Source organism: Actinoallomurus bryophytorum, assembly GCF_006716425.1.
Classification (GTDB): domain Bacteria; phylum Actinomycetota; class Actinomycetes; order Streptosporangiales; family Streptosporangiaceae; genus Actinoallomurus; species Actinoallomurus bryophytorum.
On record NZ_VFOZ01000001.1, the window covers coordinates 2,717,579 to 2,732,665 of the forward strand.

The window sequence follows — 15,087 nt, forward strand, 5'->3', positions numbered from 1 at the left end:
GCCCTTCCACCTCGCCCTGGCCGCGGCGTCGCTGTCCAAGACGTGTATCCGGCTCCCCACGAGCGCAAACACGCAGGCGGCGCGACTTGACGCAGATGATCAACGTCAGCGAAGGGAATCACCTGATGGTGCACTGATTCGGATCGGTCTCGAGGCCGTTGCCGGCACCGGCGACCGACGGTCTGGCGGGTGCGATGACGTCGATATGGCGCTTCCTGATCGGGCCGCCGCTGCGGGCGCGTGAGGTCGCCAAGGAGCAGATCAACCCACCGGAGGGGCTGTCCGCGCTGTCGCTGGATGCTCTGACATCAGTGGCGTACGGCCCTGAGGCGATCCTCGCCGTCCTCGTGGTGGCCGGCGCCGGAGCGCTGCACCTTGTCCTGCCGGTCACGGTCGCGATCGTGGTCCTCCTGGGCCTGTTGGTGTTCTCCTACCGGCAGGTCATCGACGCCTATCCGGGCGGCGGCGGCGCCTACGCCGTGTCCAGGGCCAACCTCGGTCCTGCGGCCAGCCGGGTCGCTGGGGCGTCGCTGATCGTGGACTACACGCTGACCGTCGCGGTCTCCATCGCCGCTGGAGTAGGCGCACTGACCTCGGCGTTCCCGGCCCTCGGCTCCTTCACCGTTCCGATCTGCCTGGGCATCCTCGCCGTCATCACGCTGCTCAACCTGCGAGGTCTGGGCGAGGCGGCCCGGGCGTTCCTACTGCCCACCATGGTGTTCATCGCCGGGCTGCTCGCGATCCTCGCCATCGGTCTGCTCCATCCACTGGCGCCCGGCCTGGCGCGGCGCGGCCCGCCGCCGCACGGGACGCTGACCGTGGGCGCGCTGCTGGTGCTGAAGGCCTTCTCGGCCGGGTGCAGCGCGTTGACCGGCGTCGAGGCCATCGCCAACGGTGTACCGCTGTTCCGGCCGCCGCGGACCGTCCAGGCCAAACGGACCGAGATGCTGCTCGGGGTGATCCTCGGCGTGATGCTGCTGGGGCTGGCCGTCCTGGCCGACCGCTGGCGCATCGCCCCTCGTTCACATCAGACCGTCCTCAGCCAGGTCATGGCCGCGGCGATCGGACAGAACTGGGCCTTCTACGCGATGTCGATCACGATCACTCTCGTGCTGGCCCTGGCCGCCAACACCTCATTCGGCGGGATGCCCGTGCTTGCCAGCCTGCTCGCGCGCGACAGCTACCTGCCGCGCCTGTTCTCCCTGCGCGACGACCGGCAGGTCTTCGCCTCGGGCATCGTGACGCTGGCCATCATGGCCGCGGCGCTGCTCGTCGCCGTACAGGGCAACACCCTCTCGCTGATACCGCTGTACGCGATCGGTGTGTTCACCGGCTTCACGCTGTCCCAGGCCGGGATGGTGGTGCACTGGTGGCGGACCCGGCCCACCCGCTGGCGACACAGAGCGATCATCAACGGCGTCGGCGCGTGTGCGACGGCGGTCGCCACGATCATCTTCCTGATCACGAAGTTCACCGCCGGCGCCTGGATCGTCGTGCTGGCGATCCCGAGTCTCATCACGCTCTTCGTGCGTATTCACCGCTATTACCAGCGGGCGGGGCGCGCGCTCGGCCTGGGCGCGGTTCCAGGCCGGCCGCAAAGCAGGCCCACTGTGGTGGTCGTGCCCGTCACCGGTATCTCCCGGCTGACCGAACACGCAATCGCGCAAGCGCTGTCCATCAGCCCCCAGGTCATCGCCGTCACGGTTGTTATCAATGACCCGAGACGGGCACATGAGTTGCAGGATGAGTGGAGGCATTGGAATCCCGGAGCCCCGCTGCGCGTACTGCAGACCGAATTCGCCTCAGCCGCACGACCCATCGTGAAGTTCGTCAACGAACTTTATGACAGCCGCGATGAACAGATCATCGTGCTGATCCCGGTCCTACGCCCCGAAAAGCTACGCTACAGCGCTCTGCATAATCATCTCGACCTTGTCATCACGACGGAGTTGCGAAACCACCCGAACATCATCCTTGCACGTGTTCCCATGCCGCTGACTCTCCACGGCTGACGGTGCCACCCGGGCCCGCCCTCAACGAAAAGAAGAGCGGCCACCGCACGTCGTCGATCTCGCGCAGGTCAGTAGCGGGCAGATGCGGGAGTGGTACCGGCACCTGGACCTGCTCCCCGGGGCGTACGAGACGGTGATCCCCGAAGACAGCCCGCTGCAGGCGACCGCCCTGCGGGTACTGCGCGAGTCCGGGCTGGCAGACCAGACGACAATGCCCACTGGCTAGGACCTCCGCGATCGGCCGCAATGTACTAGAGGCGGGCACCACCTCGTACCACCCACTGGGGCGAACGGAGTAACGAGGCAGCAGGCCTCGCTCACGCTACGGATCGCACCGTCGTTCCCCGATACCGCGCCCCACCAGGGCCCGCTCATGCCGTTGCGGCAAACGGGTGGGATGCGCCTCATGCCTCGCACCGCCACCAAGAACGAAGTCCCCGACCGGCGGTTGCCGGGCGGGGACTTCGCGTGGGGTCAGCCACAAGCGCCGGCGTCGCGATGGCGGCGCCATCCTGGAGTCCGGGTCGGGCCGCACTTCTGGCCGGCATCCAGGACCAGTCCGACGGCTATGACGGCCACGACCGCCACGTGCAGCGCGACCAGCACCAGCTTCGCCGTCGTCCCGACCGCGTCGCCGAGCGGGCCCGAGAGGGAGGCGGCGAGCACAGGCACCGTGACGATCGCCAGGATCTGGCCCGGCCGGACCACCCAGCGTTCCAGGAGGGTCAGGAGGACCCAGCTCACGACCGCGGCCAGCAGGCTCGCCGCCACGATCGACGCCGGTCCGACCGTCTGCGTGTCGTCGCCCGCCCTCATGGTCAGGGTGGCTCCGGCCAGCGGCACCGCCACCGCCCAGACCGCCAGGGCCGCCGCCGGGGCGCCGATCACCGTCAGGACTCTTTTGCGTGAGATGTTCATGCCGCAAAGCCTGGCCCGGCGAGGCGGGCCGCCACATCGGGCGTACGGTCGGAACTTCTACTGCCCGAGTCGGGGCGGCATCCGACTTTGGTAGGTGACGCCCCGCCGGACCGGAGGTGGTTCGCGGGCTCTTCATCCTCAACGGATCCGCCGGAGGGGCCAATGGCGGCGGGATCCAGAACGCCGGAACCCTGCTGATGAACCTCGACTCGGTGTCCGGGAATCTCAGCGCCACCGGCAACGGCGGCGGAATCTACAACAGCGGCACCCTGACGGTCCTCACGAGCTTTATCAACGGAAATGTCGTGAACAATAACGGCGCAGGGCTCTTCACCGCCGTGGGGGGCACGACGCGGGTCACCCAGAGCACGATCGCCAGCAACCTGACCGCCGTCGGGTCCGGCGCCGGCCTCGCCAGCGCGGGCACGACCTCGCTCGTCCGCACGCGGGTCACCCTCAACAAGGCACAGACGAGCGGCGGCGGCGTCTTCGTCGTGGCCGGCGGCACCGTCACCCTGAGGCAGTCGACCGTACAGAAGAACAGTCCCGGCAACTGCGCACCGGTGAACACCGTCGCCGGCTGCGTGGGCTGATGCCAAGCCCGCGGGGACAGGGCGTGCCGGCTCCGACCAGAGTCAGGGCCGGTACGGCGGGGCGACGCCCCAGCCCCAGCGTGGCATCGGCCCCTCGCCTGGAGGGGTGGCGTCGGGCTTGGAGAAGTAGAGGGCCAGCCGGGTGCCCCACTCGATGTAGCTCGCGAACGCCGCTCTGAACTCGGGGTCAGAGGGCAGGCTCACCTCGTCGGCGGAGTCCATGAGCAGGTTCACCCACCTCCGGCGCTGCTGCTCGGTGATTCCCTTTCCGAGATGCTTGGAGACCATGTGCGCGTGGCCGCCGCGCTCCTGACTGTAGGTGGTGGGTCCGCCGAAGACTTCGCTCAGCCATATCGCCACGTATCGTGGGTGGCCAGGATCCATATGCGCGAACAACGGCCCGATCAGCTCGTCGTTCGCCACCTTGCCGTAGAACGTCTCTGTCAGCCGCTCGAACGCCTCTGCGCCGCCGGCCCATTCGAACAGCGTCGGCTCGGTCTTCGTGATCACCTTTTCGTAATGCCGCATCTCCTCGATGTTCGACACATAGGGCTTGATCTCAGCGAAGAACTCCTGGAAGTGCTCACTGTTCCGGAAGCCTTCGAGGTGGTCCTGTACGGACTTCCAGGTGATGCGCAGGACGTGGCATCCGGGTTCGTCCACGCACCGGGACAGCTCGTAGTCGAGACACTGGGATGCCCTTCCCAGCGGGACCACGGCGCGGCGGTAGGCGGCTTCGAACTCTTCGGGGTCGGGCACGCGGTAACGGATGTACTCAACGATCATCGCACGACCTCCATGTAATCATGTAATCAAGCATCATGCGCACTCTACCAGTGGGTAGAACAACCCATCCGAGGTTCACCTGCCGATGGGTAAATTTGCCGATGTACGGCATTTCGCACTTCTCCTAGGTTCTTGGCCAGATGGTCAGAACGCTGGGGGTGCGCGATGGAGAAATTCCTACTCGACGAGCGAGCCGCGATATTCGGGGAAGAATCGCTGGCCGAGCCGTCGTCTCTCGTCACATCGGAACTGGCGCGGATAACGCTGAATGGCTGGTCCGTGGAGACAGGCGAGTTCTGGACCTATGTGCGTCCCGCCGTGACCGGCAGACGCGTTCAGGGATGGAAACTCCATGTTTCCGCGACGATCCTGTCGGCCCCGGAGGTCCTTCGCGTATGCCTGCCGATTTTCGTCGAGTCCAAGACGTCCTTCAAGTTCGCCGCGACCGTGCACAACCTCGACGAGCTCAACGGCTTCCGTACACCGCGCGGTAACTCCGGAAAGTTCATCACCGTCTATCCGGCCGACGACGAGGAGTTCCGCCGCCTGGCGCAGCGCCTCCATGAGGCCACCGACGGCATGGCCGGCCCGGTGATCCTCTCTGACGCCCCTTACCGGGAAGGCAGCCTCGTCCACTATCGCTACGGCGCCTTCACCGGACTGCGGATCCTGTCCAACGACGGCATGTACCGCGAATGCATACTCGACCCGGACGGCGATCCGGTGGAGGACCAGCGCCTGCCCGTGTTCAGTCCTCCGTCCTGGGCTGTCGATCCCGTCCGTACTCCCGCGGAGGCGGTGAGCGGCTCCGGTGTCCTGCTGAACGACCGGTTCGAGGTCCGCGCTGCGCTACGGCACGCGAACAAGGGCGGCGTCTATCGAGCGACCGACCGGCGGACCGGCGCCGAGGTGATCATCAAGGAGGCGCGGCCCTTCGTCGCCACCGACCGGTGGAACCGGGACGTGATCGATCTGCTGCGGCACGAAGGAAAGGTGCTGCGGCATCTGCAACCGCTCGGGATCGTCCCGCGGGTCGTCGACGAGTTCGTCCAGGACGGCCACTGCTTTCTCGTCGAGCAGTTCCTCGCCGGCAAGAGCCTCTTGCAGAGGATCGAGGGCGCCTCGGAGGAGGACTCGGTCTGGCCATCGCCCGCGGACGTTCCCGACCTGGTCCGCGAGCTGACTCGCCTGGTGAGCGCGGTGCATGCCGCCGGTGTGGTGATTCGCGACTTCTCCCCGAGCAACGTCCTTCTCACCCCGGACGGCGAACTGAAGCTCATCGACTTGGAGCTGGCCGCGCTCCGGACGGACGACGGATGGACCGTCGCGGGCGGGGGCGGCACGCCGGGATTCAGCGCGCCTGAGCAGATCGACGGGGCCGCCCCTGACGTGACCGCGGACCTGTTCTCCCTCGGGGCCATGGTGTACTACCTGGTCACGCAGGTCGATCCGGCGTTCGTGGACGACCGGCCCGCCGGGTGCCCGCTGGAGGAACGCCTCGCGTACCTCGTGGGGCCGGCACGGGCGGCCCGGATGCCCGGCGAGGTGATCCGCTCGATCATCACCGGGCTGATGCGGTCGGATCCCACGTCGCGGATGCCGCTGGAGGAGGTCCTCCGGCTGATCGTCTCCTCGCCGCCGCGCTCCGCCGCACTCGAACCGGGTCCGCACGAAGAAGAGGTGCTGGACGAGGAGCGATGGGAGACCCTGGTCACCGGCATCCTCGGGCACCTGACGGCGAACCTGCCCGCGGACACGGAGGACCGGCCCTGGCCCGAGACCGGGTTCGGCACCGCGGCCGATCCGTGTACGGTCCAGCACGGCCTCGCCGGGGCACTCGCCGTGCTGGCCCGGCTCGCCGAACACGATCGGCACGCCCCCGAGCTCCTCAACGCGGTGCTGTCCCGGATGACCGGGCATCTCGACCGCGCGGGGCATCGGCTGCCGGGTCTGTACTTCGGTTTCGCCGGAACCGCCTGGGCGCTGTTCGACGCGGGACGCGCCCTGGACCGTACGGACCTGTCGACCAGAGCCCTGGAGCTGGCCGCGAACCTGCCCACCTCCTGGCCCAACGCCGACATCACCCACGGCATGTCCGGGCTCGGCACCTGCCTCATCCACCTGTGGCGGGAGACAGGAGACGCCCGCCTTCTCGACCGGGTGAACGCCTGCGCCGACGGAGTCCTCACCGCCGCGGCGCCCGGTAGGCATATCGGCTGGGCCACGCCGGAGTCGTTCGACTCCGAACTCGCCGGCTACCGCTCGTACGGCTTCGCGCACGGCACCGCGGGCATCGGAGCGTTCCTGCTCGCCGCAGGCCAGGCGACGGGCCGTACGGAACTCCTTACGGCCGCCGGCCGATGTGGGGAAAGCCTGCTCGACGCGGCGGTCCAGATCGAGAACGCCGCCTACTGGCCGGACACTCCGGGCTCGGACCGGCGCATGGTCTTCTGGTGCAACGGATCGTCCGGGGTGGGCACCTTCCTGACCCGGCTCCATTCCCACAGCGGTGACCCCCGCTATCGGGACGCGTCCGTCGCCGCCGGACGCGCGGTGATGCGGAGCCGCCGGCGTACCGGCACCGCGTACTGTCACGGGCTCGCCGGCAACGCCGACTTCCTGCTCGACCTGGAGTTGGCCACGGGCACCGGCCGCGAGTGGGCCGAGAGCCTGGCCGGGCTTCTGTGGGCCCGCCGCCTCGACCGAGCGGGCCGCCCGGTCCTGGGCGACGAGACCGGCATGAAGGTGTCCGGCGGGTACGGCGCCGGGCTCTTCGGGCACCTGTCCTTCCTGCTCCGGCTCCGCCACGGCGGCTCCCGGCTGTTCCACCTCGACCAGGGCCAGACCCGATGAGGTTCCAGAGCACGGAGCCCTGGAACCACCCCCGGCACAACGTCCGGCTCGCGCCGGACGGCCGATGGGGCGCGGCGCTACGCCGGAACCCCCGCTCCGGCCAGCGGGTCGAGGTCTGGCGGCGGCAGGCCGGAGCCTGGTCGGCCGCGAGCACGACCGTCCGCGCGAGTGTGGACGACCAGTTGCTGGTGCTTCCGGGCGGACAGGTCCTGCTGCGGACCGGCGCCGGAACGGGCCACGAACTGAGACTCATCGACCCGCGAAGGCACGCCGTCGTCACGGTCGCCCGCCCGCCCCAGCCGGTGGTCCACCTGCTCCATGCCGCACCGGGCGACCGGCGCACCCGATGTCTGCTGACCGCCTACGACGGCCAGGTCACGCGCCTGTTCCGGTTGACTTCGGCGCACCGCCTGATCCGCTGTCCGGGGGAACTACCCGGCTACGCCCACGGTGTCGTGTGGCTCGGCGGCCGGCGCCTGGCCATGACCCAGGTCGCCGGCCACGCCAGCAGCGCCGTCGTCCTGGACACCTCCTCCGGTGAGGTACGGCCGCTGCTGGATGTCGGCGCCGCCACCGAGGACCGGGCCGAGCTCTACTCCCCCCGCTCCGGCCTGCTGGTGGTCCGCACCGACGCGGGCGGTGCCGAGCGCGTCGGCTTCGCGCGCGCCGACGAGACGTTCTGGTTCCCCGACGAGACCACCGCCGAAGGCGGGATCGCGCCGCTGACCCTGGACCCCGACGGGCACCAGGTGCTGCTCCACGAGCAGTGCGGCGTGCACTCCCGGCTGGCCGTCTACGACGTCGGCCGTCGTACACGCACCGCGCTCGCGACGCCACCGGGCTGCCTGCGCGGACCTGCGGCCTGGACCCGAAGCGGAATCGAGGTCCCCTGGTCCGCGCCCGACGTGCCGCACGCGATGCTCCGGCTGCGTCCCGGCACGCCGCCTCCTCGCCTCACCCCCGCTTCCGGTGCCCACCCGGCGCGTGTGGTGACGGTCGACGGCGCGGCCGGACCGCTGGAGGCGATCGTGTACGGCGAGCGCGACTGGACGCGGGCACCGGGCCTGGTCATCGCCCTGCACGGCGGCCCGCTCAGCGCGTGGCATTTCGAGTACGACCCGCTGCTCTCCGACCTGGCCGGCGCCGGCCTAAGCGTGCTGGCCCTCAACCAGCGTGGGAGCACCGGCTACGGATCCGGCCACGTCCGGCACATCCGCGGTGGGTGGGGCGGCCCGGACCTGGACGACGTGACCACAGTGATCCGCGCCCTGGCCGCCGGCCGCGGCGACCTCGGTGGTCCGGCCGTGCTCGGCCAGAGCTACGGCGCGTACCTGGCGCTCCTCGCCGCCTGCGCGGTCCCCGAGCAGGTGAGCGGTTGCGTCGCGGTCGCACCGTTCCGGTCCGCCGCCCGCCTGTACGCCCACGGCGCCGTCGCGGTCCGCCGCCTCATCGACCGGCTGGACGGCCGGCGGGAGATCACCGACACACTCGGCCCGCGCGATGTGTTCCGCCTGGCGGACCGCCTCACCGCCCGCACCCTGCTCGTCCACGGTGACCGCGACGAGGTGATCCCGGTGGAGGAGAGCCGGGCGCTGCACACCCGATTTCTCGCCCTGCGCCGGGCGGACGTGACCTACCTGGAAGTCCCGGGCGAGGGCCACGACCTGTTCAGCGGCGTCGCCGCCGAATCGGTCCTCGCCACGGTACGCGGCTTCCTGACCAAGGAGAGGAGGTGAAACGAGATGTCGATGAGCGTTATCGAGCTGCAGGCCCTCCCCGAGGACCTGCCGACCCTGCTCCACAGCGAGGCCAACCTCGAGTGCTGCAGCTTCACGTGCGGCAGCAAGAGCTGCGGCGGGACCTGCAAGACCAACTGAGGTCCGCTCCGCACGAGATCCGACCACTGCGAGGAGGTGAGACGAATGTCGATGAGCGTCATTGAGCTGCAGGCCCTCCCTGAGGACCTGCCGACTCTCTTCCACAGCGAGGCCAACCTCGAGTGCTGCAGCTACACCTGCACCAGCAACAGCTGTGGCGGGACCTGCAAGACCAACTGAGTGAACGCGGACGCCCGGGACGGCACCGACCCGCCCCGGGCGGCCGCGCCCATCGCGAGAAAGGCCGATCGTGACGCTCTTCGCAATGGTCCGCCGGGACCTCTTCCGTGGCAACCCCGTGCTCGCCGCGGTGGCCGTCGTGGCGAGCGTCGTCACCGTCGTCTGCCAGCTCATCATGCCGTCCGCGCTCGGCGCCGTCGCCGAGGCGCTCTCCGGGCGGCTGCCCATCACCCACCCGGTCATCGTCCTTGCCGTCGTCCTGTTCACCGCCCCGGTCGCCACGGCGCTGGCCGACCAGGCCGCGGCCCTGATCTCGGCGGCGGCTACCCGCCGGCACCGTACGGCGCTGCTCCGACATGCGCTCCAGCTGTCCCCACGTGACGCAGAGTTCAGCGACGGCGAGCTGCTCACGCGCTTCTCCGCCGACGCCGAAGCGCCGGGACAGTTCATCGATGTCGGTGTCAGCCTCCTGATCGGCCTCAGTGCGGGCATCGGCGGGCTGGTCGCTCTGTCGTTGATCGGCTGGTGGCTCACGGTTCTCCTCCTCGCCGAGATGGCGACGAGCCTCATCTTCGTCCGTGTCTTCGTCCGTCATTCGGGTGCGGCCGAACGCCGCTACCAGGCGGCGCGCGGCGATCTGGCGACGCGCCTGGTCGACGCGCACCAGGGCATCCGGACGATCCGCGCCTGCGGCACCCGCGACCGGGAGAGCCGCCGGATCCTCGCTCCGCTCGCCGAGTTGCGCGCCGCGGGGAAGGCGAGCTGGACATCACAGCGCCAGGTCACCTGGCATCTCGGCCTTCTCGTACCCGCCCAGCAGATCGTCCTGCTCATCGTGCTTGGGGTCAGCCTGCTCGCCTGGCGGATGGAGCTGGGCCAGGCGGTCGCCGCGCTGACGTACAGCGCCTACGTGCTCGGCATGCTGGACTACACCGACACGCTGGTGATGATGACGCGGTACGCCGAGAACGTCCGCCGGCTGGCCGCGGTGCTCACCCGGCCCGTACCGGAGCCCGCCGCGCATCCGCCGCGCCCGCTTCCGCCGGACGGCCGGGGCGAGATCCGTTTCGAGGGCGTCCTGAGTGGGGTGAACCTCACCGTCGCCGCCGGGTCCCACGTCGCGGTCGTCGGCCGCTCGGGCGCTGGAAAATCGCTGCTGGCCGGCCTCGTCGGGCGGCTGGCGGAGGCCGAGACCGGGCGGGTTCTGCTCGACGGCGTCGATGTGGCCGACGTCGCACCGCGGCTGCTGCGCCGGGAGGTCACCTACGCCTTCGAGCTACCCCGGCTGTTCGGTGACAGCGTCCGGGCGGCGATCTCGTCGGGCACGGACGCGGACGCGGAGGCCGCCGCACGGCAGGCGCGGGCCGACGGCTTCATCCGGATGCTTCCGGGCGGGTACGACACGCCGCTCGCCCGCGCACCGTTGTCCGGCGGGGAGCTCCAACGGCTCGGTCTGGCCCGCGCCCTGGCCCGGCCCGCCCGCGTCCTCGTACTCGACGACGCGACCAGCAGCCTCGACACCGCCACCGAGGCCGAGATCAGGCACGCGATCCGGCACGCGTGGGACGGCCGGACCGCCCTCATCGTGGCGCACCGGCCCGGCACCGCGGACGCGGCCGACCTCGTCGCCTGGCTCTATGAGGGACGGCTCCGCGCCCTGCGCCCCCACGCCGAACTCTGGCAGGACCCGCAGTACCGCGCGATCTTCCAAGGGCAAGGAGAAGGCCGGTGACCCGGCCGGGCCTGCGCCTGCTCGTAGCGCAGCTGCGTCCCCATCGCCGGCCGTTCGCCGCGCTGTGCGGGCTGTCGCTGCTGCTGGCCGTGCCCACCGCCTCGTCCGGCTACCTCATCGGCCGTGCCCTCGACGACGGCTTCCTCACCCACCGGCCGGACGCGGGCATGTTCTGGCTCACCGTTCTCGCCGAGGTCGGCCTCGTCTCGGCGATCCTGTCCAGGGCACTGTTCCGCCCGCTCACGCGAATCGTGGAGCCACTACGCGACCAGCTCGTCACGGCGACGGTCACCGCGGGACTCGGCCGCGGCCTGGATGAGGACTCCGCGACCCCCGCCACCGACACCCTCCACGCGACCGAATGGGCCGAGACGATCCGCCGTACGGTCGGGGCGATCTTGCGCAACCTCCACCTGACGGTCTCGATGGCGATCGGCGCGCTCGCCGGCCTGGCCACGCTCGATCCCCTCGCCGCCCTGATCGTCGCGCCGTGCATGCTCGCCGCTCTCGCCGCCAACTGGGCATTGGTCCGCCCGGCCCTCGACCGGCAACGCCGGCAGATCCTCGCCGAGGAGGAACTCGCCGAACGCGTCTCCCTGGTATTCGGCGCGCGGCGCGACATCCTCGCCTGCACCGCCGAGGAGGCCGCCATCGACACGGTCGCCGCCGCCGTGCGTACGGCGAGCGACACGAGCGTCGTCAACGCCCGGATGGGAATCCTGCGATCGCTCACGATCAGCATCGGCGTCGAGGCGGGCCTGCTGTCGCTGCTCTTCCTGGCCCCATGGCTCATCGCCACCGGCCGGCTCTCCGGCGGCGAGATCGTCGGCGCGGCGTTCTACGTGACGATGGCTCTCGGCCCGGCGCTGCGGTTCTTCGTCATCGGCGGCGGCGGCTGGTTCGTCTCCCTGCTAGGACTGTTCGGCCGGCTCGAGGAGGTCCTGCCGGACACGTACGACCCGGGCTCGAAGCCGTCAGGCACGCCCGCACCGCCACCACGACCCGATGTGACGGTCGACGATGTCACTTTCGCCTACTCCCCCGAGGCCGCGCCGGTGCTCGAGGGTGTGAGCGCCGAGATCCCGTACGGTCTCCACCTGGCCGTGGTCGGTCCGAGCGGATCCGGCAAGTCGACGCTCGCCACCCTCCTGTGCGGCCTGCGCCCCCCGGGCCACGGCCGCGTGGAGGTGGCGGGCTTCGACATCGCCGGCGTCCTGGAGAGACAGCGGCACCGGCTCGTGTCGCTCATCCCGCAGGAGGCCTACGTCTTCGCCGGGACGCTGCGGGAGAACCTCGCCTACCTGGCACCGGAGACGACGGACCACGTACTCCTCGACACCGCCGCGGCGTTCGGCCTGGACGCCATCGTCTCCCGGCTCGGCGGCCTCGACGCGGTCCTGCCGCCCGGGGGCGCCGGCCTGTCCGCTGGAGAACGACAGCTCGTCGCGCTCGTCCGTACGTACCTGTCCCCCGGCCCGATCATCGTCCTGGACGAGGCCACCTGCCACCTGGACCCGCCCGCCGAACGCGACGCGGAGCTGATGTTCGCCCGGCGGCCAGGCACCCTCATCGTGATCGCGCACCGGATCAGCAGTGCCATGCGCGCCGACCGGGTACTCCTCGTTGACGGCGGTCGTGTCGCCACCGGCACCCACGACGAACTGCTCAGTACCAGCCCGCGCTACCGCGAGCTCGCCGGCCACTGGAAGGGTTCCCATGTCGAAACGGTCACTTAGGATCTCGGCACTCGCCGCCGGCGGTGTCGTGATCCTCGGCGGCAACGCCGCCGCGTACGCCGCCGTCACCCGCGACCACGAGCGGCACATCCCCGGCGTGGTCAAGTATCACGACCTGTCCCGCCGGCACACGACCGGGCACGTGGTGTACCCCCAGGTCCCTCCGGTCGGCGGTCCCCACGCCCCGCTGCCGCTCAACTGTGGCATCTACACCACGCCCGTCCACGAGGAGAACGCCGTGCACTCGATGGAACACGGCGCGGTCTGGGTCACCTACCGGCCCGACCTGCCCGGCGACCAGGTGACGGCCCTGCGCTCGGTGATACGGGGAAGAAGCCACCTCCTGCTCAGCCCCTTTCCGGGCCTGCCCGCACCGGTGGTGGCCAGCGCCTGGGGACGTCAGCTACGTCTCAGCGGCGCCTTCGACCCGCGATTGAAACAGTTCATCGGCGTCTACCGGGGAGGCCCGCAGACCCCGGAACGCGGCGCCCCCTGCTCGGGCGGCGTCGGCCACCCGTCCTAGCTCGGCCGCACGTGACCACTCACGCCCGGCCTAAGGTCGGGACGCCAGGCCGTTCTCGAACGCGTACCCGGCCGCGGCGGTGCGTGAGGACAGGCCGAGCTTGGTGAAGATGTTCGACAGATGCCGGGCCACCGTCTTCTCGCTCAGCCGCAAGACGGTCGCGATCCTTCGGTTGCTGTCACCGGCGGCGACATACCGCAGCACTTCCGCCTCGCGTTCGGTCAGTCCGGCCGGCAGCCGCGTCCCTCGCCGGAGCGCGAGCAACCGGCGAGCATCGAGTGCGGCGCCCAGCCGATCGAACCCGTCGCGGGCCGCGTCGAACTCCAGCGCCGCCGCGTCCTGGTCATCGAGCTCCCGGTACGCCAGAGCGATCAACAGCCGGGTCCGCGCCACGCGGTACGGCGCGCCGATCTTCTGCCACAGCCGGCACGCGTCATGTAGAAAACCCAGCGCCTCCTCGGCCTTTCCCGAGGCCAGCGAGATGGCTCCGTACCCGCACGCGGCCTCGGCCCGTAACCCTGATGTCCCGTACACCTCCGAAGCAGACCACAGCTCCTGGCCCGCCTTCCCCATGGTCTCCGTGTCACCGACCGCGATCGCGATCTCGATCTGGGCCCCGCACAGCCGTGCGCGGGCGAGCCGGTTCCCGTCCTTCGCGACGAGCGCCGACCGGATCGACATGACCGCGGCGCCCGGGCGGCCCTGGTCGAGGCGGAGCAGGGCGAGCCCGGGCTGCGCGTCCCGGCCGAGTGCGCGAGCTCGCCGGAAGAGGTCCTCCGCGCCGCCGAGGTCGCCGCGGAGCCGGCGGATCTCGCCGAGCTCGTAGTACGCCTCGCCGACCACGTCCGACGAGAGATGGGCGGATTCCCCGACCACCAGGGCTGCCTGGTCCTCGGCCTCCTGCCACCGGCCCTGCATCCGCAACAGGTGCGCCCGGCGCACGCCACAGATCCCCCGGCCCGAGACCGCGTCAAGGCTGTTCGCGAACCGCCGGCAGACCACCCGCGTCCATTCGGCCGCCCGACCCAGATCAAAAAGCTCATGACAGGTATCCATCAACTGCCGGTAGACCTCGCCCATCCAGATGAGATGGAGATCGTCGAAAATCGCGGTGAGCATCGCCTCATCCAGCAAAGGCAGCCCGGTTTCCGCGTCCCCGCGCTTGACCAGTGCTCGTCCCTCGGCGGCCAAGCCCAGTGCGAGCAGATTCGGACTGTCCAACCGCCGGCCGATCTCCTGAAGCCGCTCGGCACGCTCGACCGCGTCGTCGAACTCGCCACGCGCCGTCGCGGCGAGCGTCTCATGGTGGAGGAGGTAACCGGCTTCCTTGCATTCGGGCTCATCGCGCAGCAGGTGGCGTGCGCGGCTCAGCCAACCCGAGCCGACCGCCCCGGCCCCGCGTATCCGGTGCTGGGCCGCGAGCAACATCGCCATCATCGCGGCGCGGCGCGGCCGTGCTTCGTCGCGGTACCGCTGGTAGGCCTCGATGAGGGCGTGGGACGAGTCATCGCCCGCGCCCGTCCACCAGGCCGCCTCACCCAGCACGCGAAAGTCGTCCGCGGACAGGCGATCGTGCTCCACCACCGCGAACCGCTCGATCACCGCGGCCCAGTCACGGTGCTGAAACGCCGCGTGTGCCCCCTCGATCGCGGCGTCCCCAGTACACGCCACGACCCCATCCACTCCCGCGGCCATCTACGACCCCCTCGCCGTCGTCACGCCTGTCCCTATGGCGTGACAACCCGTTCCATGCGATGGAACATCTGTCCCCGACGGGCGAACCGTCCGGAGGTGGCCACCTCTACGAGCGTGATCGTCCTACCCGTGCCCTTCATGGACGGAAGGTGACCTGGCAGATGTCGCGGCCGAGCATGCGG

Annotated in this window: 13 protein-coding genes; 10 read left to right on the forward strand and 3 right to left on the reverse strand. The window is 70.2% G+C overall.

The window, feature by feature from the left end; all coding sequences use genetic code 11:
- Positions 1 to 194: 194 nt before the first annotated feature.
- Positions 195 to 2,012: an APC family permease gene (locus FB559_RS12770; RefSeq protein WP_141955807.1), complete on the forward strand. Its 1,818-nt coding sequence runs from the start codon at positions 195 to 197 to the stop codon at positions 2,010 to 2,012.
- A gap of 82 nt (positions 2,013 to 2,094) precedes the next feature.
- Positions 2,095 to 2,238: a hypothetical protein gene (locus FB559_RS43820; protein WP_185792172.1), complete on the forward strand. Its 144-nt coding sequence runs from the start codon at positions 2,095 to 2,097 to the stop codon at positions 2,236 to 2,238.
- Between the two features lie 248 nt (positions 2,239 to 2,486).
- Here the strand turns inward: FB559_RS43820 and FB559_RS12775 are convergent, their stop codons facing one another.
- Positions 2,487 to 2,930 (reverse strand): DUF6069 family protein, encoded by a 444-nt coding sequence (locus FB559_RS12775; protein ID WP_185792173.1) that lies wholly within the window; start codon positions 2,928 to 2,930, stop codon positions 2,487 to 2,489.
- A 116-nt stretch (positions 2,931 to 3,046) separates the two neighbouring features.
- Here FB559_RS12775 and FB559_RS12780 point away from each other — a divergent pair, with 116 nt between their 5' ends.
- Positions 3,047 to 3,523 (forward strand): hypothetical protein, encoded by a 477-nt coding sequence (locus FB559_RS12780; RefSeq protein ID WP_141955808.1) that lies wholly within the window; start codon positions 3,047 to 3,049, stop codon positions 3,521 to 3,523.
- A gap of 42 nt (positions 3,524 to 3,565) precedes the next feature.
- On the opposite strand, the gene FB559_RS12785 is transcribed toward FB559_RS12780, so the two are convergent.
- A complete protein-coding gene (locus tag FB559_RS12785; protein WP_141955809.1) occupies positions 3,566 to 4,309 on the reverse strand; it encodes a group II truncated hemoglobin in 744 nt (247 codons plus the stop codon).
- Positions 4,310 to 4,474: 165 nt separating this feature from the next.
- Here FB559_RS12785 and lanL point away from each other — a divergent pair, with 165 nt between their 5' ends.
- The 7 genes from lanL (at position 4,475) to FB559_RS12820 (ending at position 13,210) form a co-directional block, all read left to right on the forward strand.
- Positions 4,475 to 7,162 carry a class IV lanthionine synthetase LanL gene (gene lanL, locus FB559_RS12790; RefSeq protein ID WP_141955810.1) on the forward strand — a complete coding sequence of 896 codons (2,688 nt, stop codon included), beginning with the start codon at positions 4,475 to 4,477 and terminating at the stop codon, positions 7,160 to 7,162.
- On the forward strand, positions 7,159 to 8,898 hold the full coding sequence (locus FB559_RS12795) for an alpha/beta hydrolase family protein (protein ID WP_141955811.1): 1,740 nt from the start codon (positions 7,159 to 7,161) through the stop codon (positions 8,896 to 8,898). The genes lanL and FB559_RS12795 overlap by 4 nt, the downstream gene beginning before the upstream one ends.
- A 12-nt stretch (positions 8,899 to 8,910) precedes the next feature.
- Positions 8,911 to 9,039, forward strand: coding sequence for a hypothetical protein (locus tag FB559_RS46180; RefSeq protein WP_281286262.1), 129 nt, complete (start codon positions 8,911 to 8,913; stop codon positions 9,037 to 9,039).
- A gap of 51 nt (positions 9,040 to 9,090) precedes the next feature.
- Entirely contained in the window at positions 9,091 to 9,219 is a 129-nt protein-coding gene (locus tag FB559_RS46185; protein WP_141955813.1) for a listeriolysin S family toxin, read from the forward strand.
- A gap of 70 nt (positions 9,220 to 9,289) precedes the next feature.
- Positions 9,290 to 10,951 carry an ABC transporter ATP-binding protein gene (locus FB559_RS12810; protein WP_246121555.1) on the forward strand — a complete coding sequence of 554 codons (1,662 nt, stop codon included), beginning with the start codon at positions 9,290 to 9,292 and terminating at the stop codon, positions 10,949 to 10,951.
- Entirely contained in the window at positions 10,948 to 12,687 is a 1,740-nt protein-coding gene (locus FB559_RS12815; protein ID WP_141955815.1) for an ABC transporter ATP-binding protein, read from the forward strand. Before FB559_RS12810 ends, FB559_RS12815 begins: the two co-directional genes overlap by 4 nt.
- Entirely contained in the window at positions 12,668 to 13,210 is a 543-nt protein-coding gene (locus tag FB559_RS12820; RefSeq protein ID WP_141955816.1) for a thioredoxin-like domain-containing protein, read from the forward strand. Before FB559_RS12815 ends, FB559_RS12820 begins: the two co-directional genes overlap by 20 nt.
- A 30-nt stretch (positions 13,211 to 13,240) precedes the next feature.
- On the opposite strand, the gene FB559_RS45490 is transcribed toward FB559_RS12820, so the two are convergent.
- Positions 13,241 to 14,881 carry a helix-turn-helix transcriptional regulator gene (locus FB559_RS45490; RefSeq protein WP_141955817.1) on the reverse strand — a complete coding sequence of 547 codons (1,641 nt, stop codon included), beginning with the start codon at positions 14,879 to 14,881 and terminating at the stop codon, positions 13,241 to 13,243.
- Positions 14,882 to 15,087: the final 206 nt, after the last annotated feature.

Coding starts and splice junctions, on each gene's coding strand:
- FB559_RS12770 (WP_141955807.1), top strand. CDS start 195: ATGACGTCGATATGGCGCTTCCTGATCGGGCCGCCGCTGCGGGCGCGT.
- FB559_RS43820 (WP_185792172.1), top strand. CDS start 2,095: ATGCGGGAGTGGTACCGGCACCTGGACCTGCTCCCCGGGGCGTACGAG.
- FB559_RS12775 (WP_185792173.1), bottom strand. CDS start 2,930: ATGAACATCTCACGCAAAAGAGTCCTGACGGTGATCGGCGCCCCGGCG.
- FB559_RS12785 (WP_141955809.1), bottom strand. CDS start 4,309: ATGATCGTTGAGTACATCCGTTACCGCGTGCCCGACCCCGAAGAGTTC.
- lanL (WP_141955810.1), top strand. CDS start 4,475: ATGGAGAAATTCCTACTCGACGAGCGAGCCGCGATATTCGGGGAAGAA.
- FB559_RS12795 (WP_141955811.1), top strand. CDS start 7,159: ATGAGGTTCCAGAGCACGGAGCCCTGGAACCACCCCCGGCACAACGTC.
- FB559_RS46180 (WP_281286262.1), top strand. CDS start 8,911: ATGAGCGTTATCGAGCTGCAGGCCCTCCCCGAGGACCTGCCGACCCTG.
- FB559_RS46185 (WP_141955813.1), top strand. CDS start 9,091: ATGAGCGTCATTGAGCTGCAGGCCCTCCCTGAGGACCTGCCGACTCTC.
- FB559_RS12820 (WP_141955816.1), top strand. CDS start 12,668: ATGTCGAAACGGTCACTTAGGATCTCGGCACTCGCCGCCGGCGGTGTC.